Annotated in this window: 19 protein-coding genes and 1 pseudogene; 8 read left to right on the top strand and 12 right to left on the bottom strand. The window is 50.8% G+C overall.

Translation table 11 applies throughout. From position 1 onward, the window contains the following. Window positions 1–5: 5 nt before the first annotated feature. Window positions 6–1,070 carry a uroporphyrinogen decarboxylase gene (gene hemE / locus RN22_RS06545; RefSeq protein WP_002542022.1) on the bottom strand — a complete coding sequence of 355 codons (1,065 nt, stop codon included), beginning with the start codon at window positions 1,068–1,070 and terminating at the stop codon, window positions 6–8. Window positions 1,071–1,452: 382 nt separating this feature from the next. Between hemE and RN22_RS06540 the strand changes: the two genes are divergently transcribed. The 3 genes from RN22_RS06540 to RN22_RS06530 all read left to right on the top strand — a co-directional run bounded on the left by RN22_RS06540 (window position 1,453) and on the right by RN22_RS06530 (window position 4,394). Beyond that, a complete protein-coding gene (locus tag RN22_RS06540; RefSeq protein ID WP_046303609.1) occupies window positions 1,453–3,117 on the top strand; it encodes a PQQ-binding-like beta-propeller repeat protein in 1,665 nt (554 codons plus the stop codon). A 12-nt stretch (window positions 3,118–3,129) separates the two neighbouring features. Beyond that, window positions 3,130–3,528, top strand: a complete 399-nt coding sequence (locus RN22_RS06535) for a cytochrome c (protein WP_052737501.1) — start codon at window positions 3,130–3,132, stop codon at window positions 3,526–3,528. Window positions 3,529–3,620: 92 nt separating this feature from the next. Further along, window positions 3,621–4,394, top strand: coding sequence for an ABC transporter substrate-binding protein (locus RN22_RS06530; protein WP_046303608.1), 774 nt, complete (start codon window positions 3,621–3,623; stop codon window positions 4,392–4,394). Window positions 4,395–4,401: 7 nt separating this feature from the next. On the opposite strand, the gene RN22_RS06525 is transcribed toward RN22_RS06530, so the two are convergent. Continuing rightward, complete coding sequence (locus RN22_RS06525) at window positions 4,402–6,309, bottom strand: sigma-54-dependent Fis family transcriptional regulator (RefSeq protein WP_002542026.1); 1,908 nt, start codon at window positions 6,307–6,309, stop codon at window positions 4,402–4,404. 292 nt (window positions 6,310–6,601) lie between these two features. Between RN22_RS06525 and RN22_RS06520 the strand changes: the two genes are divergently transcribed. Genes RN22_RS06520 through RN22_RS06505 form a run of 4 tightly spaced genes read left to right on the top strand, consistent with a single transcriptional unit; the run spans window position 6,602 to window position 10,774 of the window. Further along, window positions 6,602–7,660: an ATP-NAD kinase family protein gene (locus tag RN22_RS06520; protein WP_046303607.1), complete on the top strand. Its 1,059-nt coding sequence runs from the start codon at window positions 6,602–6,604 to the stop codon at window positions 7,658–7,660. Further along, a complete protein-coding gene (locus RN22_RS06515) occupies window positions 7,657–8,646 on the top strand; it encodes a thiamine pyrophosphate-dependent dehydrogenase E1 component subunit alpha (protein ID WP_002542028.1) in 990 nt (329 codons plus the stop codon). Before RN22_RS06520 ends, RN22_RS06515 begins: the two co-directional genes overlap by 4 nt. 14 nt (window positions 8,647–8,660) lie before the next feature. After that, entirely contained in the window at window positions 8,661–9,674 is a 1,014-nt protein-coding gene (locus RN22_RS06510; protein ID WP_046303606.1) for an alpha-ketoacid dehydrogenase subunit beta, read from the top strand. Further along, the gene (locus RN22_RS06505) at window positions 9,671–10,774 is read left to right on the top strand and encodes an acetoin dehydrogenase dihydrolipoyllysine-residue acetyltransferase subunit (RefSeq protein ID WP_046303605.1); all 1,104 of its coding nucleotides are present in this window, start codon (window positions 9,671–9,673) and stop codon (window positions 10,772–10,774) included. Before RN22_RS06510 ends, RN22_RS06505 begins: the two co-directional genes overlap by 4 nt. A gap of 38 nt (window positions 10,775–10,812) precedes the next feature. Here RN22_RS06505 and nudC read toward each other — a convergent pair whose 3' ends face one another. Next, a complete protein-coding gene (gene nudC / locus RN22_RS06500; RefSeq protein WP_046303604.1) occupies window positions 10,813–11,571 on the bottom strand; it encodes an NAD(+) diphosphatase in 759 nt (252 codons plus the stop codon). A 142-nt stretch (window positions 11,572–11,713) separates the two neighbouring features. Here nudC and RN22_RS06495 point away from each other — a divergent pair, with 142 nt between their 5' ends. Continuing rightward, window positions 11,714–12,193, top strand: coding sequence for an Rsd/AlgQ family anti-sigma factor (locus tag RN22_RS06495; protein WP_046303603.1), 480 nt, complete (start codon window positions 11,714–11,716; stop codon window positions 12,191–12,193). A gap of 215 nt (window positions 12,194–12,408) precedes the next feature. Here RN22_RS06495 and rpoC read toward each other — a convergent pair whose 3' ends face one another. The 9 genes and pseudogenes from rpoC to tuf form a co-directional block, all read right to left on the bottom strand. Then, window positions 12,409–16,623 carry a DNA-directed RNA polymerase subunit beta' gene (gene rpoC, locus RN22_RS06490; protein ID WP_046303602.1) on the bottom strand — a complete coding sequence of 1,405 codons (4,215 nt, stop codon included), beginning with the start codon at window positions 16,621–16,623 and terminating at the stop codon, window positions 12,409–12,411. Window positions 16,624–16,765: 142 nt separating this feature from the next. Then, window positions 16,766–20,791: a DNA-directed RNA polymerase subunit beta gene (rpoB, locus tag RN22_RS06485; protein WP_002542037.1), complete on the bottom strand. Its 4,026-nt coding sequence runs from the start codon at window positions 20,789–20,791 to the stop codon at window positions 16,766–16,768. Between the two features lie 228 nt (window positions 20,792–21,019). Continuing rightward, window positions 21,020–21,388 carry a 50S ribosomal protein L7/L12 gene (gene rplL, locus RN22_RS06480; RefSeq protein WP_002542039.1) on the bottom strand — a complete coding sequence of 123 codons (369 nt, stop codon included), beginning with the start codon at window positions 21,386–21,388 and terminating at the stop codon, window positions 21,020–21,022. Between the two features lie 60 nt (window positions 21,389–21,448). Then, entirely contained in the window at window positions 21,449–21,937 is a 489-nt protein-coding gene (gene rplJ / locus RN22_RS06475) for a 50S ribosomal protein L10 (RefSeq protein WP_002542041.1), read from the bottom strand. A 233-nt stretch (window positions 21,938–22,170) separates the two neighbouring features. Further along, complete coding sequence (gene rplA / locus RN22_RS06470; protein ID WP_002542043.1) at window positions 22,171–22,875, bottom strand: 50S ribosomal protein L1; 705 nt, start codon at window positions 22,873–22,875, stop codon at window positions 22,171–22,173. Window positions 22,876–22,879: 4 nt separating this feature from the next. After that, window positions 22,880–23,308, bottom strand: coding sequence for a 50S ribosomal protein L11 (gene rplK, locus RN22_RS06465; RefSeq protein ID WP_002542045.1), 429 nt, complete (start codon window positions 23,306–23,308; stop codon window positions 22,880–22,882). Window positions 23,309–23,432: 124 nt separating this feature from the next. Continuing rightward, window positions 23,433–23,978 (bottom strand): transcription termination/antitermination protein NusG, encoded by a 546-nt coding sequence (nusG, locus tag RN22_RS06460; protein WP_002542046.1) that lies wholly within the window; start codon window positions 23,976–23,978, stop codon window positions 23,433–23,435. Window positions 23,979–23,988: 10 nt separating this feature from the next. Then, window positions 23,989–24,360 carry a preprotein translocase subunit SecE gene (secE, locus tag RN22_RS06455; RefSeq protein ID WP_002542047.1) on the bottom strand — a complete coding sequence of 124 codons (372 nt, stop codon included), beginning with the start codon at window positions 24,358–24,360 and terminating at the stop codon, window positions 23,989–23,991. Between the two features lie 220 nt (window positions 24,361–24,580). Continuing rightward, a pseudogene (tuf, locus tag RN22_RS24645) lies at window positions 24,581–24,712 on the bottom strand (elongation factor Tu); the annotation flags it as partial.

Below are 24,712 nucleotides of genomic sequence, written 5' to 3'. Positions count from 1 at the left end.
CTGTGTTACTTGTGGTAAGGCTTGGAAAGCTCGTGTACCGCATCCACAAACACACCTGCATTTTCAGGTGGCACGTCCAAGTGAATGCCGTGACCTAGGTTGAACACATGGCCAGTGCCATTGCCGAAACCTTCCAGAATCGTCGCCACTTCCTGACGGATACGCTCTGGTGATGCGTAAAGCATGGATGGGTCCATGTTGCCTTGCAGCGCCACTTTGTCACCGATGCGACGTTTGGCGTCTGCCATATCAATGGTCCAGTCCAGACCCACACCATCACAGCCTGTTGCCGCGATTTTCTCCAGCCACATCCCGCCGTTTTTGGTGAACAGGGTGACTGGTACGCGACGGCCATCGTTTTCACGGATCAGGCCATCAACAATCTTGTGCATATATTGCAGCGAGAAGTCGTTGTAATCACGTGGGGTCAGCACACCGCCCCAAGTATCAAATACCATGACTGACTGTGCACCCGCTTTGATTTGCGCGTTCAGGTACTCAATCACGCTGTCCGCCAGCTTATCCAGCAACAGGTGCAGGGTTTGTGGCTCGGCGTACATCATCTTTTTGATTTTAGTGAAGGCCTTCGAACTACCGCCTTCCACCATATAAGTCGCCAATGTCCATGGGCTGCCAGAGAAACCAATCAGCGGCACTTTACCTTCCAGACCTTTACGGATAGTGCGAACGGCATTCATCACGTATTGCAGTTCACCTTCCGGATCTGGTAGACCGATTTTTTCCACGTCAGCTTTACAGGTGATTGGGCGCTCGAATTTCGGGCCTTCGCCAGTTTCGAAGTAAAGGCCCAGACCCATTGCATCTGGAATGGTCAGAATATCGGAGAACAGGATAGCCGCGTCCAGATCGTAACGACGCAGCGGCTGAAGGGTCACTTCACACGCCAGCTCAGCATTTTTACACAATGACATAAAGTCGCCAGCTTCCGCGCGGGTTGCCTTGTACTCAGGCAGATAGCGGCCAGCCTGACGCATCATCCATACCGGCGTGTAATCTACCGGTTCCTTCAACAGCGCACGCAAATAGCGGTCATTCTTTAGTTCTGTCATTGTCTACATCCTGCAAATTTGGTGGCGGTATTGTACCACCCTCGGAGGACAACAAAAGACACCCTTTGTGGAGGCGATCATAAATATTGTCTCTAGTGATACCGTACATTTGCCGGATCTTTAATGACATGTTAAATATTTGCACAAATAACAAAATGTCTGACAGACACTACCCATAATCGCATCTTACCCCCGCCTCCCTACGGCGGGTTTTTTTTGCCTGTTTTCCATCCCCTGTTGCGACACCTGAAGCGCGACACCTGTTGCACTTTGCTTCATCACCCTGACTAAGCAACCAGTTAACCGATTGATTTAAAACAACACTCATATTGGCACTTTACTTGCGATAGGCGACCAAACCCATTGCAAAGGATGCAAAGTGATGACAAAAAATGCCACCTACTCATATTGGCTTGCTCTCCCCCTGCTATTCCTAGTGGCCATTTATTTTATTCCACCGGCTAACGCTGCAACATCAGACAGCGACTGGCCCAAATACCATCGACTGGATAATGGCTGGCGATACAGCCCTTTGTCAGACATCAATAAAGCCAATGTGGACAAACTCAAAGTGGCATGGATTCACCAACCCGGGGACATTCAACATGGCTTACAGGCCACCCCTATCGTCATTGATGGTGTGATTTATTACGTGGCAGCCAACAACAATGTCTATGCCGTGGATGGCGAAACAGGCGAAACACTGTGGCACTACCAGCCTGAGCTCGACCCTATTGTGACCCGGGTGTTTTATCAAGCCGCCAGCCGCGGTGTGACGGTAGGGCATGGCATGGTTTATCTTGGCACTCTGGATGGACGTTTTATCGCCCTCAACCAGAAAACGGGTAAGCCCGTCTGGAAGCGCAAAATTACGGACCTGAAATCCTGCTACGGTTGCCTGTTTTCATCACCACCACAACTGGCGGGCGAGGTGCTGTATGGCGGAACAACAGGCGGCGACCAGCCTCAGCGGGGAAAAATTTATGCGGTCAATGCCCTGAACGGCCAACCGATTTGGGAGTTTGACACCATCAGTGATGATCCTGAAAGCTGGCCAGGCGACACAGGAAATGTCGGAGGCGGCGGAGCGTGGATGCCGGGTGTGTACGACGAGAAAACCGACCTCATCCATATTGGAACCTCCAACGCTGCCCCGGATTTTTTTGGTGAAGTGCGCAAAGGTGACAACAAATACACTGCGTCCTTACTGGCGATTGAAGCCAAGACCGGGAAGTTGAAATGGTTCTTTCAGGAGGTTCCTCACGATGTCTGGGACTATGACTCGGCGTATGAAATTGTCACCATTGAACACGAAAACCGGGATGTCATTTTCCATCTCAACAAAGGCGGATTCGTTTACGTTCTGGATAAAAAGACTGGCAAGCCTATTAATATCTGGCCCCTTTCACAAACCTACAACTGGGTCGAATCAGTCAATCCAAAAACCGGAGAGTTGATAGGTCGCAACGAGCCTAAACTGGGTGAAGAAAAAGTTCTCTGCCCTTACCTTCTCGGTGCGCGCAGTTGGAACCACGGTGCCTATAGTCCGAAAACTGGGCTCTGGTATACCAATGCAATGGAAGTCTGTAACAAGATCATCGCCGCAGAGCAAAATCCCGAGAAAATTGGCATATCAGGTCTCTATCTAGGTGTTTCCCTGCTGGAAGCCGTAGCTCCACCGAATCAAAAAGCCAGTGCCCGACTCGATGCCCGCGACCCCATCACGGGTGAAGTCCGTTGGAGTGTTAATTATCCCATTCCTGGTTTAGGCAGTGTTTTAGCCACTGCAGGCGGGTTGGTTTTTAACGGAGATGTGTTTGGCAAAGTGTTCGCTTATGACGCTGCTAACGGTGATGAGTTGTGGTCTTTCAACACAGGGTCTGGTATTCGCTCAGGGATAATCAGTTACGGAAAAAATGGAAAACAATATCTACTCGTGCCAAGTGGCTTTGGCTCCCACGCCCCAGGCTTTATGGCAAGTGCGTTTCCTGAAGTCTCCGGCCTGCCCGGCGGGGCGGCGCTCATCGCATTCAGCATCGACAAATAAGGAGAATTTGCGATGAATAGGCCATTTACTTCCAACGCTCTAGGGCAATGTTTAGCAGTGATAGGACTGGTATTGATGCTACTCCTATCCAATGAAGCAATTGCTGTCGCCGTACCAATTACACAGGAATCACCACTAAACATCCCCACCTCTCCTGCCGAAATAAAGCAGGGAGAAATCCGCTTCTACCAGAATTGTGCCTACTGCCATGGCGCAAAAGGAATTGGCGGGAAGTCTAAAAAGCTGCAATGCCGTGACTTTGAGGGTGATTACCTGTTTGACACCATTTCAAATGGGCTCCGAAGGGGCAGTCAGTTCATGCCCCCTTGGGGCGATACGTTTTCCGAGTCTGAACGGCTGGAGCTGGTCGCGTATATTCTTTCACTTCGCACTCTTGAGACCTGCCTGTGAGTCCTGAATCTAGAAAGCATTTTGTTTGGCTGATAATAAGTGGGCTATGGGCGATATCGCCCATAGCCCGTCCTTTTTCCCTTCAGGAGTCAGTGCAGCAAGCAGGGCTCCTTACCGTCTGTGCCTCCCGTGAGGCTCTCCCCCTTTCTGGCGAAGACAGCCCCAAAGGCGCATTCATTGAGATTGCCGAAGCGGTGGCCAAAGCATGGCATGTATCCCTGTCCGTTGAATGGATCTGGGCAAGGTATCAGATACGAAAGTCCGACTGCCAATTGATACTCGGCGTTGCGCTGGCACAAAATCCACAAACCCATGCCCGCTTTGCCCCAGCGCTACTTGAGCATAATCTTGTTTGGGTGCAGGCTGTGCCGAACTCCTATGAACTTGCCTCACTCCCAGACAACCTGCGAGTTGCAGTCTCTTCAGGGTCAGCCGCCCACCGGAAAATGCTGGAGCATCTGCCAAACAGTCAACTCAGGGTAGGATTCGGCAATGACCAAGATATGCTGAGCGCAGTTATGGCTGGTGAGGTGGATATGGCTATCGTCTCGAATCTCTCGTTTTCATGGTTTATCCACCAGTTGGCCAATAATAAGGAGCGGTTACGCGCTTCGCCATTTCCTGATACTGAGCAGGTCATTTCCTATCCCATGACCATAAGTATCCGCCATGCTGACTCGCTGGACGAGTCAGATGTTCGTGAAGTGCTAGAGAATTTGGAAGAAAGTGGCACGCTAACCGAGATTTTAAGCCAGTATGGTCTGACATTGAGTCCAAGGTTTTCAGACGCCGATGCCAGCCTCCCCCGCCAATATCAGGAACCTATTGGGAAGTCGCCTCGCCACAACATCATTACTGGTCAATAACGTTGAATTAGCGTTTCCCTTGCGGTTGGTAGTGACGCCCGATTCTCTCTTTTTTCATCCTGCGATGGATGGTGGATCGATCCACTCCCAAAGCACGGGCAGTTTCTGAAATGTTCCAGTTGTAGGCTTCCAGTGTTGCCAACAGCTCTTGCGTGACGGAGGAAACACACTGTGGCCGCCCTAACCCTGTTTTAATCTCTTCGGGTAAATGCTCTGGCTGGATTTCACCCTCAACACAAAATGCCAACGCGAAGCGGAGCGTATTCTCTAGCTCCCTGATATTGCCCGGCCACGAGTACTTTTCAAGCAGATCGCCCGCCAGTGTTGAAACGTGTACTGGCTTATCTGTCAGTCCCGTTAGAATCTGTCCCGCCAACCACAATATATCCGAGCGCTCGCGCAGGGCGGGAATTGTAAGGGTCGCTCCGTTGATGCGATAGAAAAGGTCTTCCCTAAAACTGCCATTACTTACCAGATCTGGCAAAGCTTTATGAGTAGCTGCAAGCACCCGGAATGACACAGGGATCGCTTTGGTCGCTCCCACTGGAAGCAACTCTCTTTCGGCGAGAACCCTGAGTAACCTTGCCTGAAGCGACAAGGGCATATCCCCAATTTCATCCAAAAACAGGGTGCCGTTGTTGGCCTGCTCAATCAGCCCTCTTTTGCCTTTGCTGCGCGCGCCGGTAAAGGCACCGTCTGCATAACCAAAGAGCTCGCTTTCAATCAGACTTTCGGGGATCGCTGCACAATTGATGGCAATGAAAGGGCCGGATTTGCGTGACGAACTCTCATGAATGGCTTTAGCCAAAAACTCCTTCCCTGTGCCGGTTTCCCCGTTCAGCAGAAGTGGCAAGTCCGACATTGATAGCGTGGTCGCTTTGATTGCCAAATCCGCCATCTTGGCATCATCACCATAAAGCGATGCCAAACTGCCACTCACGACTTTTTTGCGCCGCTGTATTGAAGAAGGCTGCGGGGCTATAGCATGGGCAAACCACAAATCACCATGAATGGTGGCCAGCAACCTTTCTTCCGTGGGAAGTGCACGGCTGAGCGCGGGAAGCTCATTGATATCGAGATTGAAAAAGTCCGACAGCAAGCAGCCTAGTATTGCGTGTGGTTGCCGCCAGTCATTGCCTTTAATCCGCGAAAGCAGGCGTTGGGTACTATGTGTCATCCCAATAATCCGGCCTTCCGCATCCACCGCCATCGCGCATTCAGGGTCGACATCCAAAAACGCCGGAGATTGACTGAGCCGGATTATCCAGTCCCGCCTGAAGGTATTCATCAACGACGCCATCTCGATGCGACGCGTGCAGGAAGTGACAAGCTGCAAGGTCAATGCCTGGCTGGCTTTGGGCTCAGGGCTTTGGAGCGCAGAGATATCGAGCACAGCAGCAAGTGAACCGTCTACATCGTAAATAGGCGCAGCCGTGCAGGAGAGTGGCGAATGCGTGGCATCAAAGTGATCGCTCTGGTGCACCGTCAACGCTTCCCCGGTGTAGATACAGGAGCCCACACCACAGGTTCCTGCCCGCGCTTCAGACCACTCTGCCCCAAGGTAAAGCCCGGCTTTTTTGAGCTCCCAAGTGAGCGATGCATCACCCTGATAATCGACAGTGACTCCCTCAGCATCGGTCAGCATCAACACATAACCATGATCAGCCACCTGGTGATACAAGGCATCGAGTCCGTACTTTGCCGTGCGAATAAGCTTATCTAGCCGTTCCCTATGCTCCTTGAGCTGGGTATGGGGAACAATATATGCCTCCTGCATCACCACAGGATCAAGGTGATAATCGTCGATACACCGTGTCCAAGACGTGGCAATGACATCGTCACGGGATGTTTGACTCCCTTCAATAACGCTTTGCACTTCCTTGATGTGTTCACTGACTCGCATAGTGACTGCCATATGCTACCGCTCCTGTCATTTGGTTAATTATTAACCAACAACAAAACAGTCATACAACTCTGTACAACGATAAAGCCGACTTTCCTGCTCCGATTTCTCACTCACAACACAGAATTTATTTCCCTGTGACATCCACTACCTGATAACGCCACACCTGTTGCACGCCGAGGCATCAGTGCCACACATCACCGTAAGAATAAAAACAGTAAAACCATGATATTTATGAATATATTCAAGAGTCACTGGTTGGCACGCATCTTGTTCAGTCCCTTCCACCAGCCAAGGATGAGGAATGACTGTGACAGGATTGACAGTAGGGATCATTGCCAACCCCATTTCTGCCCGCGATATTCGCCGGGTCATTGCCAAAGGCGCAAACCTGCAACTGACAGACAGAGCCAACATGGTACTTCGCATTCTGACAGGACTTGCTCAGGGTGGCGTTGAGCATGTGGTGATGATGCCAGAACGGGCTGGCCTTAGAACGCATATAGAACGTGGATTACATCAGGCTTCGCTGGATAGTTTCCGAATGCCAGATGTGCGCTGGCTCTCCATGCCTGTTTCATCCACGGCGCAGGATACCCTTGATGCCAGCCATGCCATGCGCGAACTCGGTGTTTCCGCGATTGTCGTTCTTGGCGGAGACGGTACTCACCGTCTGGTGGTCAAAGCCTGTGGAAACATTCCCATTTCAGGCGTTTCCAGCGGCACCAATAATGCCTTTCCACCACTGACAGAGCCCACCATCACCGGCATCGCCACAGGCCTTGCAGTATCAGGGAGAATTCCACCCTCTCAGGCTTTTGAAGCCAATAAACTACTGGAAGTGAGGGTTAACAACACCCCTGACATTGCCCTTGTCGATGCCGCTATCGTGCAGGAGCGTTTTGTCGGTGCCCGCGCGGTCTGGCGGCCAGAAAGCCTTCGAGAGCTGTTTGTTACCTTTGCCGACCCATCACTGATTGGGCTTTCTTCCATTGCCGGTCTAATCCAGCCCATCGCACGCAAAGCGCCTATGGGCATGCACCTTACGTTTACCCGTCCACAAGAAGCACTTTATTCCGTCAATGCGCCACTCGCTCCCGGATTGCTGACGCCAGTTCATATTGAGCACAGCCAGCTTTTTGAACCCGATTTACTCATTACGCCTGTCAGCCAGCAGGGCTCTTTCGCCCTCGACGGCGAGCGGGAACTGCCATTTGGCCCTGACGATAAAGTCTCAGTCACCCTCAAACATGACGCTTTCAACACGGTCGATGTGCCGCGCTGTATGACCTTTGCCGCTGAGCATGGCCTGCTTCGCTTCCCATCGACACACACAACGACAACATCAAGGAGAAACTCATGAGTGATAATCCATTTCCACTCTCTCGTGAACAGTTGCTGGACGCATACCGGATGATGAAAACCATCCGCGATTTCGAAGAGCGCTTGCACGTCGATTTTTCCCGTGGCGACATTCCGGGTTTTGTACACCTCTATGCTGGTGAAGAAGCCACGGCCGTTGGCATCATGATGCATTTGAATGACAACGACCGCATCGCTTCCACTCACCGCGGACACGGTCACTGCATTGCCAAAGGCGTGGACGTGCACGGTATGATGGCCGAAATCTATGGCAAGGAAACCGGGTCCTGTCGCGGCAAAGGCGGCTCAATGCACATTGCGGATTTATCCAAAGGCATGATGGGCGCCAATGGCATTCTAGGTGCTGGCTCCCCATTAGTATGTGGCGCCGCCCTTGCCGCAAAACACCTTGGCCACGGCGGTGTGGGCATCAGCTTTACCGGTGATGGCGCATCCAACCAGGGCACCTTTCTGGAAAGCTTAAACCTTGCTGCCGTCTGGCAACTCCCAACCATTTTTGTGATTGAAAACAATGGTTATGCGGAATCAACCTCCGTGGATTGGGCGGTAGCCTGTGACTCCTATGTCGACCGCGCAACTGGCTTTGGACTGCCGGGCGTCACTGTCGATGGCACGGATTTCTTCGCTGTTTATGAAGCCGCTGGAGAAGTCATCAAACGCGCCAGAAACGGCGGTGGCCCCTCCATGCTCGAGTGCAAAATGGTGCGCTTTTTTGGCCATTTTGAGGGGGATGCCCAGACCTACCGGGCTGACGGCGAAGTGGAAGATATCCGTACCAACCGCTGTTGCCTGAAACTCTTCCGCCAGCGCGTGGAAGAAACTGGCCTTATCAACGCTGACGAATTCAACACCATTGATGGCGAAGTGGCCGCACTTATCGAAGATGCCGTTCGCGCTGCGATTGATGCGCCACAACCACCAGCAAGTGCCCTACTGACGGATGTTTACGTCAGCTATTCAGAATAACAAGGAGAGTGATGATGGCCAGAACACTATCAATCAAGGATGCAATTAACGAAGCAATTGATCAGGAAATGTCCCGTGATCCTAACGTCATTATGATGGGCGAAGACATTGTCGGTGGTACCGGCGCACCGGGTGAAGACGATGCATGGGGTGGCGTACTTGGTGTCACCAAAGGGCTTTATGCCAAACATCCTAACCAGATGATGGATACGCCTCTGTCGGAAAGTGCCTATGTGGGTGCTGCCATTGGCGCTGCTACCTGCGGGCTCCGTCCGATCGCAGAGCTGATGTTTATCGATTTTATGGGCGTCTGCTTCGATCAGATTTTCAACCAAGCCGCCAAGTTCCGCTATATGTTTGGGGGGAAAGCGGAAACGCCAGTTGTTATCCGCGCCATGTGCGGTGCTGGCTTCAGAGCCGCAGCACAACACAGCCAGATGCTCACGCCTCTTTTCACCCATATTCCAGGGCTAAAGGTGGTTTGTCCATCAAATGCCTACGATGCCAAGGGGCTGCTTATTCAGTCCATCAGAGACAATGACCCAGTGATCTTCCTTGAGCATAAAAACCTCTATGCCACCGAATCTGATGTGCCGGAAGCCCCATATGCCATTCCTTTTGGCGAAGCCAATGTACTTCGTGAAGGTAAAGACGTCACTCTTGTGTCTTATGGTCTGACCGTAACACGTGCAATGGAAGCGGCTGAGCAACTGGCGAAACAAGGCGTGCAATGTGAGGTGATTGACTTACGCACCCTCTCCCCACTCGATATCGATACTGTGGTGGAAAGCGTCGAAGAAACAGGTCGTTTGGTGTGTATAGACGAAGCCAGCCCACGCTGCTCAATCGCTGCGGACGTTTCTGCACAAGTGGCTGAGTCAGCCTTCTCGTCACTAAAAGCATCGATTGTCATGGTGACCCCTCCCCATACTCCCGTGCCTTTCTCTCCATCACTGGAAGACATCTATGTACCGACCGTTGATGACATTATCAGCGCCGTAAACCGAACGATGGGAGCGAATACATGAGTGAGAAAATCATACCTGTGGTGATGCCCAAATGGGGGCTTTCCATGAAGGAAGGCACCCTCACAGAATGGCATGTCGACGAAGGGGATACCATTGAAGTCGGTCAGGTGATCATGGATGTGGAAACCGACAAGATTGCCAGCGAGGTGGAAGCGCCGGATGCAGGGCTCCTAAGACGCAAGGTCGCTGAGGAAGGTGACGTCTATTCGGTTCAGGCTCTGCTCGGTGTACTTGCGCCACCAGAGGTGACAGACGAAGAAATCGATGCCTATATCGCCGCCTTTGTTCAGCCCTCCTCCGAAGAAGGAGATGAGAAAGAAGCGGCATCGGCCTATGCATTTATCGACACCGACGCAGGACGCATTCGTTACAGTCATCTGAATGCCGACGCCTCAGGAACACCTTATGTGCTGATACATGGCTTTGGCGGCGACTTGGATAACTGGTTGTTTAATCTGGATGCCCTTGCCGAAAAAGCGCCAGTGCTGGCGCTTGATCTTCCAAACCATGGACAGTCGGCGATTTCAGCAGATGTGCAGTTTAACGACCTCATCAACACCATCGTGACTGTGATGGACAAGCTCAATATTGAGAGAGCCCATTTGGTCGGTCATTCGATGGGCGGGCTTATCAGTGGTGAACTCGCAAGGCTCCATCCCAATAAGGTCGCTTCGCTGACTTTGATTGGCAGCGCTGGCCTTGGGAAAGACATCAACAGCAACTACATCCGTGGCTTTGTCGATTCAGAAAGCCGGAAAACCCTAAAACCTGTCTTGCAGCTGCTTTTTGCAGACAGCAGTTTGGTCACGCGTAATCTGGTCGATGATGTGCTCAAATACAAACGGCTTGATGGAGTAAAAACCTCACTGAACACGCTCGCCGATCAGCTTTTTGTGGATGGCACCCAAAGCGTTGCGCTGGACTTGGATGCGATTCCGTCACCGCTTGTGATTTGGGGGGAGTCGGATGCGGTAATCCCTGCTTCACACGCTTCAAACATCAGCAATGCAGAAGTGCACGTTCTCGCGGAGGCTGGGCATATGGTGCAGATGGAACAGGCCGCAGCCGTTAATGCCCTGATCCTTTCCCATACCCAATAACGCTTCGGTAACCACTAAAAAGGGATGCTCTGCATCCCTTAATTCTGCACTTTGACCGCTTCAATCAAGCGTCTGGCAATGGTCCCTTCCGGTGCCACCAGCGGCAGGTCATCGACATCAAACCACTGCGCGTCAGTAAGCTCTTCATAGTCTGGATTAATCTCACCGCTCTCATAGTCTGCGATAAACCCCATCATCAAATTGGAAGGAAAAGCCCAAGGCTGACTGTCAAAGTAGCGGATGTTACTGACGTCTATTCCTGTTTCTTCTTTCACCTCACGAGCAACGCATTGCTCCAGCGTCTCTCCCGCTTCGACAAAACCGGCAATCACTGTATACATACCGTTTTTATGGCGAGGATGATGAGCCAGCAGAATTTGGCCGCCCTTTTTAACAGCCACAATCACACAAGGTGAAACCCGTGGGTAATGAACTGTCTCACAGGCATCGCATACCATCGCAGGATGAGACGGCTCAAAACGGTTTTTACTGCCACAACGGCTACAAAACACCTGAGAATCACGCATGTAATCAATCTGAATAGCGCGCCCTGCGAGATTGAACAATTCCCCGGGCAGGTGTAACAAAGATCGCAATCCACCCAACTCAGTTTCAGATGCATTATGTTGCTCATACACATACACAACCTCATGCCCATCAAAGTGTCCTATGGCGTAGCTTGCCTTAACCCAATTATCCAATTGATTTTTAGAGATAAGTGGCAGGTTGTGATCCGCCAACCAGAGTTGCCCTTTAGTTACACAACACAGATATACAAGATCTTTTTGATCAGACATAACAACACTTCGATCCTTGCTTGGCCGGGCGATTTGAGGCACTCTAAAATCAGTAACCTGATGTTAGACAATTGATGGCCTGATTGATATGGCTGTAATCCTATAAAAGCGCTCAGGTGCGCTGATCATGAGGAACGTGGTCATGCTTAATAAACTCGAAAAAGCACAACAGCAGTGGGGCGGTTACAGTGATGTGATCGACTACTGGTTAACGTTAAGACAGGAACTGTTGGTTCAGTACTGCAAAGTGGCTGGTCTTTCTGGCAACAATAAAAACTGTCTGCCAACCGAAGAAGAATTGAATCGCTTCTGTGAAGCTTTGGTGGACTATATCTCCGCCGGTCACTTCAAAATCTATGACATGGTCATGGAACGTTGGAAAGCCACTGGTTTCTCCACCAACGAAGAGATTGATGGTCTCTACTTACATATAGTAGAAACGACAGAGCCCCTTCTGAACTTCAATGACAAGTACAGTGGGTTTGTCTTAGATGACGACAATTTCGCGGGTTTTGACAACGACATCTCTACTGTTGGCGAAATCATGGAAATGCGCTTCGAGAAAGAAGACATGCTGATCCAGCTGATTGCGGACAGCTTAGCAATTCCTCCCGGCGCTTAATATTTAACGTTTTCAGGCCTTCCGGTTGATGTTATTCATCAGCCGGTTTTCTAGACTCCGCTTCTCGCTTCTCGCTTCTCGCTTCTCGCTTCTCGCTTCTCGCTTCTCGCTTCTCGCTTCTCGCTTCTCGCTTCGCAAATAGTCTCTGGCTTATTGAAAATCAGGCAATAAAAAAGGCACCCCGAAGGATGCCTTTTATCAGTCATGATGCGAGATTAGTTCTCGTCGCTCAGACCTGCGTTCAGCAGTGCTGCCAGATCCTGAGATGCTTGTTCAGCATCGATTTGCGGAGCTACTGGCTCTTCTACCACGTTGCGACGCGCTTGGCGCGATTTGTGGTAAGCAAAACCGGTACCCGCAGGGATCAGACGACCAACGATTACGTTCTCTTTCAGGCCGCGCAGTTCGTCGCGCTTGCCAGATACAGCTGCTTCGGTCAGTACGCGGGTCGTTTCCTGGAACGATGCCGCAGAGATGAACGATTCAGTTGCCAGAGACGCTTTGGTGATACCCAGCAGATCGCGCTCGAAGCTTGCAGGCTGTTTGCCTTCCGCTTCCAGCATACGGTTCGCGATAGTGACGCGAGAGTATTCTACCTGCTCGCCTTCCAGGAACTCAGAGTCACCTGAAGACAGGATAGTTACTTTGCGCAGCATCTGACGAACGATAGTCTCGATGTGCTTATCGTTAATCTTAACGCCCTGCAGACGGTATACGTCTTGTACTTCGTTAGTGATGTACTCAGTTACCGCACGCACGCCACGAAGACGCAGAATGTCGTGTGGAGATTCTGGACCATCGGCGATGACGTCACCTTTCTCAACCTTCTCACCTTCGAATACGTTCAGCTGACGCCACTTAGGAATCATCTCTTCGTATGGAGAACCGTCAGTTGGCGTGATGATCAGGCGGCGTTTACCTTTGGTTTCTTTACCGAAGGAAACTGCACCCGTGATCTCTGCCAGAATTGCAGGCTCTTTTGGCTTACGAGCTTCGAACAGGTCCGCAACGCGTGGCAGACCACCGGTGATATCTTTCGTACCGCCAGATTCCTGAGGAATACGAGACAGGGTATCACCCACGCCTACGTTTGCACCGTCTTCCAGCTGGACAATTGCTTTACCAGGCAGGAAGTATTGTGCAGGCATATCAGTACCTGGGATCATCACAGCGTTACCAGATGCATCAAGCAGTCGAACGGTAGGACGCATGTCTTTACCCGCTGACGTACGCTCTGCAGCGTCCAGAACAACCATTGAAGACAGACCGGTCAGTTCGTCCGTTTGACGTTGAACGGTTACACCGTCAATCATGTCAACGAACTCGATACGACCTTCTACTTCAGTGATGATCGGCATGGTGTGCGGATCCCAGTTAGCCACGGTTTCGCCCGCGTTAACTGCATCGCCATCCAGCTTGCTCAGCACACAACCGTAAGGCAGCTTGTAGCTTTCTTTGGTACGGCCGAACTCATCAACGATAGTCAGCTCAGATGCACGTGAAGTGATCACCAGCTTGCCAGCGTTGTTGGTAACGAACTTCGCATTGTGCAGGTGCATAGAACCGTTGTTCTTCACCTGAATGCTGCTTTCTGCTGCCGCACGAGATGCCGCACCACCGATGTGGAACGTACGCATCGTCAGCTGGGTACCTGGTTCACCGATTGACTGTGCCGCGATAACACCAACAGACTCGCCGTGGTTAACAATGTGACCACGAGCCAGGTCGCGACCGTAACAGTTTGCACAACAACCGAAGTCAGTTTCACAGGTTACGACAGAACGCACTTTCACCTGGTCAACAGAGTTTTGCTCCAGGATGTCACACCACTTCTCATCAAGCAGGGTGTTGCGTGGCGCCAGTACTTCATCAGTACCTGGCTTGAGTACGTCTTCTGCAACCACACGGCCCAGAACACGCTCACGCAGTGCTTCTTTAACGTCACCACCTTCGATAACTGCCATCATGTTGATACCTTCTGAGGTACCACAGTCAGTTTCAGTGACCACAACATCTTGAGCTACGTCTACCAGACGACGGGTCAGGTAACCGGAGTTCGCAGTCTTCAGTGCGGTATCCGCAAGACCTTTACGTGCACCGTGCGTCGAGATGAAGTACTGAAGTACGTTCAGACCTTCACGGAAGTTTGCGGTGATAGGCGTTTCGATGATCGAACCATCTGGTTTCGCCATCAGACCACGCATACCCGCCAACTGACGAATCTGTGCAGCAGAACCACGAGCACCTGAGTCGGCCATCATGTATACGCTGTTGAACGACTTCTGCTCTTCTTCTTCACCGTCACGGTTGATCACGGTGTCGAAAGACAGGTTATCCATCATCGCTTTAGCAACTTGTTCGTTCGCTGCAGCCCAGATATCGATAACTTTGTTGTAACGTTCGCCAGCAGTAACCAGACCAGACTGGAACTGCTCCTGGATCTCAGCAACTTCAGCTTCTGCCGCTTCGATCAGGTCGTATTTCGCCTGTGGGATAACCATGTCGTCGATACCAACAGATACACCAGACAGTGCCGCGTAAGCGAAACCGGTGTACATGATTTGGTCAGCGAAGATAACGGTATCTTTCAGACCCAGTGCACGGTAACAGGTGTTCAGCAGAGCAGAGATTTGCTTCTTGCCCAGCGCCTGATTAACGATGCTGTATGGCAGGCCTTCAGGCACGATTTGCCACAGCATTGCACGACCAACAGTGGTGTCTACCAGCTCAATTTTCTCAGAGCGGTTACCCATTTCGTCGAACAGCACTTCTTTGATACGAACCTTAACGCGCGCGTGCAGTTCTGCACTGCCAGTACGGTATGCTTTTTCAGCTTCCGCAGGGCCAGACAGGTAAAGTGCTTCACCTTTCGCGTTAACTTTCTCACGGGTCATGTAGTACAGACCCAATACAACGTCCTGAGAAGGTACGATGATTGGATCACCGGACGCAGGAGACAGGATGTTGTTAGTCGACATCATCAGAGCACGCGCTTCTAGCTGTGCTTCCAGTGTCAGAGGTACGTGAACAGCCATCTGGTCACCATCGAAGTCGGCGTTGTATGCCGCACAAACGAGTGGGTGCAGTTGGATTGCTTTACCTTCAATGAGCACTGGTTCAAACGCCTGGATACCCAGACGGTGAAGTGTCGGTGCACGGTTCAGCAGTACTGGGTGTTCACGGATAACTTCATCCAGAATATCCCAAACGACCGCTTCTTCGCGCTCTACCATTTTCTTAGCCGCTTTGATGGTGGTCGCCAGACCACGAGCTTCCAGCTTGCCGTAGATAAATGGTTTGAACAGCTCAAGTGCCATCTTCTTAGGAAGACCACACTGGTGCAGACGCAGGTATGGACCAACGGTGATTACCGAACGGCCAGAGTAGTCTACACGCTTACCAAGCAGGTTCTGACGGAAACGACCTTGCTTACCTTTGATCATGTCAGCCAGGGACTTCAGAGGACGCTTGTTCGAACCAGTAATGGCACGACCACGGCGACCGTTGTCCAGCAGGGCGTCAACTGACTCTTGCAGCATACGTTTTTCGTTACGTACGATGATGTCAGGTGCAGCCAGATCCAGCAGGCGCTTCAGACGGTTGTTACGGTTGATAACACGACGGTACAGATCGTTCAGATCTGATGTCGCGAAACGACCGCCATCCAGCGGTACCAGCGGACGCAGATCCGGCGGCAGTACTGGAAGAACAGTCAGGATCATCCACTCAGGGTTGTTTCCAGACTGCAGGAATGCTTCAACAAGCTTCAGGCGCTTGGTGATTTTCTTGCGCTTGGTTTCAGAGTTGGTTTCTTCCAGCTCTTCGCGCATCAGTTCAGCTTCAGCTGCCAGGTCCATGTTCGCCAGCAGGGCTTTCACTGCTTCGGCACCCATACGAGCGTCGAATTCATCACCCCATTGCTCCAGCGCGTCCAGATACTGTTCTTCAGACAGCATTTGGCTACGCTCAAGATCGGTCATGCCTGGTTCGATCACAACGTATGATTCGAAGTACAGAACACGCTCGATGTCACGCAGAGGCATGTCCATCAGCAAACCGATACGGCTAGGCAGTGATTTCAGGAACCAGATGTGGGCAACAGGTGAAGCCAGCTCAATGTGACCCATACGCTCACGACGTACTTTGGTCTGAGTAACTTCAACACCACATTTTTCACAGATCACGCCACGGTGCTTCAGGCGCTTGTATTTACCACAAAGACATTCGTAGTCTTTTACCGGGCCAAAGATACGTGCACAGAACAGACCGTCACGCTCAGGCTTAAAGGTACGGTAGTTAATGGTTTCTGGCTTTTTCACTTCACCAAAAGACCATGAACGGATCATGTCTGGTGAAGCAAGACCGATTTTGATTGCATCAAATTCTTCGGTCTTGTGCTGTGCTTTCAGAAACTTAAGTAAGTCTTTCACATTCGGCTCCTGTGAGGAGTTGACCCATAAAAGTGCAGACACTCTGCACTTTCATATTGATACCGGAAATTCCCTTTGTATTTGAGATGCAGCCTTATTGCTGCATCTCGTTTTACGCTGGGAAGTGCAAACAAGCCTGGGCTTATTCGTCTTCCAGCTCGATGTTGATACCCAACGAGCGGATTTCTTTCAGCAATACGTTGAAAGATTCCGGCATACCCGGTTCCATGCGGTGATCGCCGTCGACGATGTTCTTATACATCTTCGTACGACCGTTCACGTCATCCGACTTAACAGTCAGCATTTCCTGCAGGGTGTATGCTGCGCCGTATGCTTCCAGCGCCCACACTTCCATCTCACCGAAACGCTGACCACCGAACTGAGCTTTACCACCCAGCGGCTGCTGAGTAACAAGGCTGTAAGAACCGGTAGAACGGGCGTGCATCTTATCGTCAACCAAGTGGTTCAGTTTCAGCATGTACATGTAACCAACAGTTACAGGACGCTCAAACTTCTCACCAGTACGACCGTCGAACAGGTTCAACTGGCCAGATTCTGGCAGATCACCCAATTTCAACAGTTCTTTGATTGCCGGCTCTGGTGCACCATCGAACACAGGGGTTGCGATTGGCAGACCGCTTCGCAGGTTCTTGATCAGCGTATGCACTTCTTCGTCAGTCAGCGTACTGATGTCCACTTTCTGACGCGTGTCACCCAGATCGTAAACCTTCTGCAGGAACTCACGGAATTTCGCCAGTTCTTGCTGCTCTTTGATCATCTTGTTGATCTTGTTACCGATACCTTTAGCCGCCAGGCCAAGGTGGGTTTCAAGGATCTGACCGATGTTCATACGAGACGGTACACCCAGTGGGTTCAGTACGATGTCTACTGGCTCACCGGTTTCGTCATACGGCATGTCTTCAACAGGGTTGATCTTAGAGATAACACCCTTGTTACCGTGACGACCCGCCATCTTATCACCAGGCTGGATGCGACGTTTAACAGCCAGGTATACCTTAACAATCTTAAGGACGCCCGGCGCCAGATCGTCACCCTGAGTGATCTTACGGCGTTTGGTGTCGAACTTCTTATCGAAGTCAGCTTTCAGTTCGTCGTACTGCTCAGCCAGTTGCTCCAGCTGAGTTTGCAGTGCTTCGTCGTCAAGAGTCTGAGAAAGCATCGCCTGACGATCCATGTTCGCCAGTTTGTCTTGGCTGTAACCAGCATTTGCCAGTACGCCACGAACACGTGCTACCAGACCACCTTCCAGAATAGAGAACTCTTCTGTCAGGTCTTTCTTGGCTTCTTTCAGCTGCATTTCTTCGATTTCAAGCGCACGCTTGTCTTTCTCTACACCATCACGGGTAAATACTTGTACGTCGATAACCGTACCAGATACGCCGTTAGGAACACGCAGAGAAGAGTCTTTCACGTCAGACGCTTTCTCACCGAAGATTGCACGTAGCAGTTTTTCTTCTGGAGTTAGCTGAGTTTCGCCTTTAGGCGTCACTTTACCTACCAGAATGTCGCCACCTTTCACTTCCGCACCGATGTATACAACACCAGATTCGTCAAGCTTAGACAGCGCAGCCTCACCCACGTTAGGGATGTCAGCAGTAATTTCTTCGCTACCCAGTTTAGTATCACGCGCCACACACTGGAGTTCCTGGATGTGGATGGTAGTCAGGCGGTCTTCCTGTACTACGCGCTCAGATACAAGGATGGAGTCCTCGAAGTTGTAACCGTTCCAAGGCATGAACGCGATACGCATGTTCTGGCCAAGTGCCAGTTCACCCAGATCAGTCGACGGACCGTCGGCCAGTACGTCACCGCGCTGCACAGGCTCGCCTGGCATCACACATGGACGCTGGTTGATACAGGTGTTCTGGTTAGAACGGGTGTACTTCGTCAGGTTGTAGATGTCGATACCTGCTTCGCCTGGTACCAGCTCATCTTCATTAACCTTAATAACGATACGTGATGCGTCTACGGACTGAACCATACCGCCGCGTTTCGCAACAGCTGTTACGCCCGAGTCAACCGCTACTGCACGTTCAATACCAGTACCTACCAGCGGCTTATCAGCGCGCAGAGTTGGTACTGCCTGACGTTGCATGTTCGCACCCATAAGTGCACGGTTAGCATCGTCGTGCTCAAGGAATGGGATCAGAGATGCCGCCACCGATACAACCTGGTTGGTTGCAACGTCCATGTACTGAACATGGTCGCGTGGGTGCAGACCTGATTCACCTTTCTGACGAGCAGTGATCAATTCATCTGTGAAAGAGCCGTCTTCGTTCAGCGCGGCGTTTGCCTGCGCGATAACGAACTGACCTTCTTCAATCGCAGATAGGTAGTCGATGTCATCGGACACTTTACCGTCAACAACTTTACGGTAAGGCGTTTCCAGGAAGCCGTACGGGTTAGTACGCGCAAACGCTGAAAGCGAGTTGATCAGACCGATGTTTGGACCTTCAGGTGTTTCGATAGGACACAGGCGACCGTAGTGGGTTGCGTGTACGTCTCGAACTTCAAAGCCTGCGCGTTCACGCGTCAGACCGCCTGGACCCAGTGCAGAAATACGACGCTTGTGCGTGACTTCTGACAGCGGGTTGTTCTGGTCCATAAACTGTGACAGCTGAGAAGAGCCAAAGAACTCTTTAACCGCCGCAGAGATAGGCTTAGCGTTGATCAGATCCTGTGGCATCACATTGTCGAGATCGCCAAGGCTCAGACGCTCTTTAACCGCACGCTCAACACGCACCAGACCTACACGGAACTGGTTCTCAGCCATTTCACCAACAGAACGGATACGACGGTTGCCCAGGTGGTCGATATCGTCCACCTCACCGATACCGTTACGGATATCGATCAGCTTGCGCATCACTTCGATGATGTCATCGTGGCTCAGTACGCCCGGACCGGTCATTTCTTCACGAGTCAGGGAGCTGTTGAACTTCATGCGGCCTACCGCAGACAGATCGTAACGATCTTCTGAGAAGAACAGGCTTTCGAACAGCTGTTCTGCTGCTTCACGCGTTGGTGGCTCACCAGGACGCATCATGCGGTAGATTTCAACCAACGCGGTCAGACGGTCAGTCGTGCTGTCGATACGCAGGGTATCAGACATGTACGGGCCGTGATCCAGGTCGTTGGTGAACAGGGTTTCGATCTTCTTGTGGCCAGCCTGAGACAGAAGCGCCAGAGTTTCCAGGCTCAGCTCTTGGTTAGCACCCGCGATGATCTCACCGGTTTCCTCGTTGATGTAGTCACGTGCAGCAACTTTGCCCACGATGTACTCAACAGGGACTTCAATTTGTTTCACGCCGTCTTTTTCGAGCTGGCGAATGTGGCGCGCAGTGATGCGGCGACCTTGCTCGATGTATACCTTACCGTCAGCTTCAATATCGAAGCTCGCAGTTTCACCACGAAGACGATCAGGTACCAATTCCATCACCAGTGACTTGCCCTGAACTTCGAAAACAACTTTCTCGAAGAACATGTCCAAGATCTGGTCGGTGGTGTATTCCAACGCACGCAGGATGATAGATGCAGGCAGCTTACGACGACGGTCAATACGTACGTACAGCAGGTCCTTAGGATCGAATTCAAAGTCCAACCATGAACCACGGTATGGAATGATACGCGCGTTATACAGCACTTTACCTGAGGAATGGGTTTTACCCTTATCGCTGTCGAAGAAGACGCCCGGGCTACGATGCAGCTGGGATACGATAACCCTCTCAGTACCGTTAATAACAAAGGTACCATTGTCCGTCATGAGTGGAATTTCACCCATGTAGACTTCTTGCTCTTTGATGTCTTTTACGGTGCCAGCAGGTGCATCTTTGTCAAACATCACCAGGCGCAGTTTAACGCGCAGTGGTGCAGAGTAAGTTACGCCACGGATCTGACATTCTTTAACATCGAAAACTGGCTCACCGAGACGATAGCTAACGTATTGCAGCTCGGAATTGCCGTTGTAGCTCTGAATCGGAAAGACAGAGCGAAAGGCAGCTTCAAGACCGTATTGCCCTTCTGGATCCTGCTCGATAAACTTTTCAAAAGAATCAAGCTGGATCGACAGCAAGTATGGCACGTCCAGAACTTGAGGACGCTTACCAAAATCCTTACGGATACGCTTTTTCTCGGTATAAGAGTAAACCATAGGGTTCCTCAGCTCGCTGATAAGTGACCCAAACTGTCCAGACTGAGGGACAGTAACTAATAACCACCGTTTACTGTAGGAACATCAGAGGGTTAATTCCGATGTATTTGCATGGTCAGCAGTGACTAAACGGGGTGCAAAATTCACCACTGCCCTACAGCGCAAAAAGGCCGGTGGCTATTTAGCCACCAGCCATTAGCCTTTTCAGGCTAAGAAGCTAAGCAATAATTACTTAACTTCAACAGAAGCACCAGCTTCTTCCAGATCTTTCTTCAGAGCTTCTGCTTCTTCTTTAGAAACAGCTTCTTTCAGAGGTGCTGGAGCGCCGTCAACGACTGCTTTCGCTTCTTTCAGGCCCAGACCAGTCGCGCCGCGAACTGCTTTGATTACTGCAACTTTGTTTGCACCAGCAGCAGTCAGGATTACGTCGAATTCAGTTTGCTCTTCTGCAGCTTCACCAGCAGCAGCGCCGCCAGCAACAACTGCTGCAGCAGCAGAAACACCGAACTTCTCTTCCATAGCTTCGATCAGTTCAACAACTTGCATTACAGACATTTCTGCAACTGCGTCTAGGATTTGCTCGTTAGTGATAGACATAACAATTCTCTTTAAAGTCAACAATTAGTTTAAATAGCAACCAGTAAAAAGCAATGCGAATTACGCAGCTTCTTTCTGATCGCGAACAGCCGCGATAGTGCGAACCAGCTTGCCAGCAGACGCTTCTTTCATGCACATCATCAGACGTGCGATAGCTTCGTCGTAAGTTGGCAGCGTTGCCAGTACGTCAGCGTTAGTCAGCGCGCCTTCGAATGCAGCAGCTTTGATCTCGAAATCTTTGTTCTCTTTCGCGAAGTCTTTGAAAAGACGCGCTGCAGCACCTGGGTGCTCAGTAGAGAACGCAATCAGTGTAGGACCAACAAAAATGTCTTTCAGACATTCGTAGTCAGTACCGTCTACTGCACGACGAGCCAGTGTGTTACGAACAACTTTCATGTAAACACCCGCTTCACGCGCTTGTTTACGAAGAGAAGTCATCGCGCCAACTGTTACGCCGCGAGAATCAGCTACAACTGCAGACAGGGCACCGCTGGCAGCTTCGTTGACTTCAGCAACAATTGCTTTTTTGTCTTGAAGATTTAATGCCATTTGGATTTGCTCCTGGATTGTTTTTACACCACTCGCTGCTTCACAGCAGGAGAGTAATTACGGCGCAGATCCAAGAAAGAAATATATCTATCATGTTCCTGGCACCGTCTACGTAGGTAACGATTAAGTCTTACTTATGTAAGACGCCTACGGTCTTGGACGAAGTTCGGCAAGCCGAACTTAGCCATAAATTTGAAGCGACGAATTATACAGCAACTCATCGCTTCAAGCAATTAGTTTGCTTGTGCGTCCAGAGTGTTCTGGTCAACCGCAACACCTGCACCCATAGTGGTAGAGATGCTTACTTTCTTGATGAAAGCGCCTTTCGCTGAAGAAGGCTTAGCTTTCTTCAGAGCTACCAGCAGAGCTTCCAGGTTACCTTTCAGCTTGTCAGCGTCGAAGTCAACCTTACCGATGGTGGTGTGGATGATACCGTTCTTGTCGTTACGGTAACGAACCTGACCAGCTTTAGCGTTCTTAACTGCTTCAGCAACGTTAGGAGTTACAGTACCAACTTTCGGGTTTGGCATCAGACCGCGAGGACCCAGGATAGTACCCAGTTGACCTACAACGCGCATTGCATCTGGAGATGCGATAACTACGTCGAAGTTCATTTCGCCTTTCTTAACTTGCTCAGCCAGGTCTTCCATACCAACGATGTCAGCACCTGCTTCTTTAGCAGCTTCAGCGTTCGCACCTTGAGTGAATACCGCTACGCGGATGTCACGGCCAGTACCGTGTGGCAGTACAGTTGCGCCACGAACGTTTTGGTCTGATTTACGTGCATCGATGCCCAGGTTAACAGCAACGTCTACACTTTCAACGAATTTAGCAGTAGCCAGTTCTTTCAGAAGAGCAACAGCTTCGTTGATGTCGTACTCACGAGTCACATCAACTTTCTCGCGGATTACGCGCATGCGCTTAGTCAGTTTTGCCATTGTCTTAACCCTCTACTACCAGACCCATTGAACGAGCGGTACCAGCGATTGAGCGTTTCATCGCTTCAATGTCTGCACCAGTCATGTCTTTCGCTTTAGTTTCAGCGATTTCCTGGATCTGAGCGTCGGTAACAGTACCAACTTTCTCAGTGTTAGGACGGCCTGAACCAGACTTAATACCCGCTGCTTTCTTCAGCAGAATTGCTGCAGGTGGAGTCTTCATTTCGAAAGTGAAAGAACGGTCGCTGTATACAGAGATAACTACTGGAGTTGGCAGACCTTTCTCTAGAGATTCTGTACGTGCGTTGAACGCTTTACAGAATTCCATGATGTTCACGCCGTGCTGACCCAGAGCTGGACCAACTGGTGGACTTGGGTTAGCCATACCAGCTGCAACTTGCAGCTTGATGTAAGCTTCTACTTTTTTAGCCATTACTAAATACCTAAATTTGGGTTCAAACGTCTACTTTTGACAAGCAGACTCCCCGTTTAACAAAAGGGCGCGAAATTGTATTCAAATTTCGCGCCCCTCGCAACTGTTACCGAGCAAAAAATGTTCAGGATTTTTCTACTTGGCTGAATTCCAGTTCTACCGGTGTCGCACGGCCGAAGATAGATACAGATACCTTCAGGCGGCTCTTCTCGTAATCAACTTCTTCTACCACACCGTTGAAGTCCGCGAATGGGCCTTCAGTAACACGGATAACTTCACCCGCTTCATACACAGTTTTGTGTACTGGCGACTCGCTCGCTTTCTCCAGGCGGTTCAAGATAGCGTCTGCTTCTTTATCAGAAATCGGCGCTGGGCGATCTGGTGTACCGCCGATGAAGCCCATTACACGTGGTACGCTACGCACCAGGTGCCATGATTCATCGTTCATCAGCATCTGAACCAGAACATAACCTGGGAAGAACTTACGCTCGCTCTTGCGACGCTGACCTGCGCGCATTTCAACCACTTCCTCGGTCGGTACCAATACCTCACCAAAGAAGTCTTCCATCTCGTGCATTTTGATATGTTCTTTCAGCGACTTCGCTACACGGCCTTCAAAACCAGAGAAAGCCTGAACAACATACCAACGTTTTTTTGGAGCTTCGCTCATGTAGTTAACCTCACACGCCAGTGAATAGGCGGACCAGACGGACCATGATTCCGTCGATGCCCCACAGGATGAGCGCCATGACGACAGTGACAGCCAGAACGATGAGAGTGGTTTGCAAAGTTTCTTGGCGAGTAGGCCATACCACTTTACGCACTTCCATACGCGATTCACGTGCAAAGGTGATCGCTGCTTTACCTTTGGCAGTCAGTGCAGCAACACCACCAGCGGCGGCAACTAACACAACAACTGCAGCAGCACGTAGCACGACAGACATATCACTGTACAGGCTATTTCCCACCACCGCTACGGCCAATAAGGCAAAGACCACAACCCATTTCAGGGCGTCCATTGACCCGGTTTGGGCTTCAGCATTCGCTTTCATACATTCTACCTGTAACTAGTCTACTTCATAGACGACAACAACCTCGCGTCAGCGAGGTAAAAGAACAAGGAAAATAGCTTTAGATTCATATGATCGTCTATTTTCTTATCCCTAAAACAATGTTCACTGCGGCAAACCGGTGAAAAAAAATCCAATCCAAAGATTTGGCGCAGAAAAAGGGCATCAAATGATGCCCTTTTTGCTAGTGTGTCGTCAAATCTTATTCGATGATTTTAGCAACAACACCCGCGCCAACAGTACGGCCGCCTTCACGGATTGCGAAGCGCAGACCTTCATCCATCGCGATTGGTGCAATCAGAGTTACAACCATCTGGATGTTGTCGCCTGGCAT

The organism is Grimontia sp. AD028, assembly GCF_000973155.1.
Classification (GTDB): Bacteria; Pseudomonadota; Gammaproteobacteria; order Enterobacterales; family Vibrionaceae; genus Enterovibrio; species Enterovibrio indicus.
This window is presented reverse-complemented; position numbering and strand designations above follow the sequence as displayed.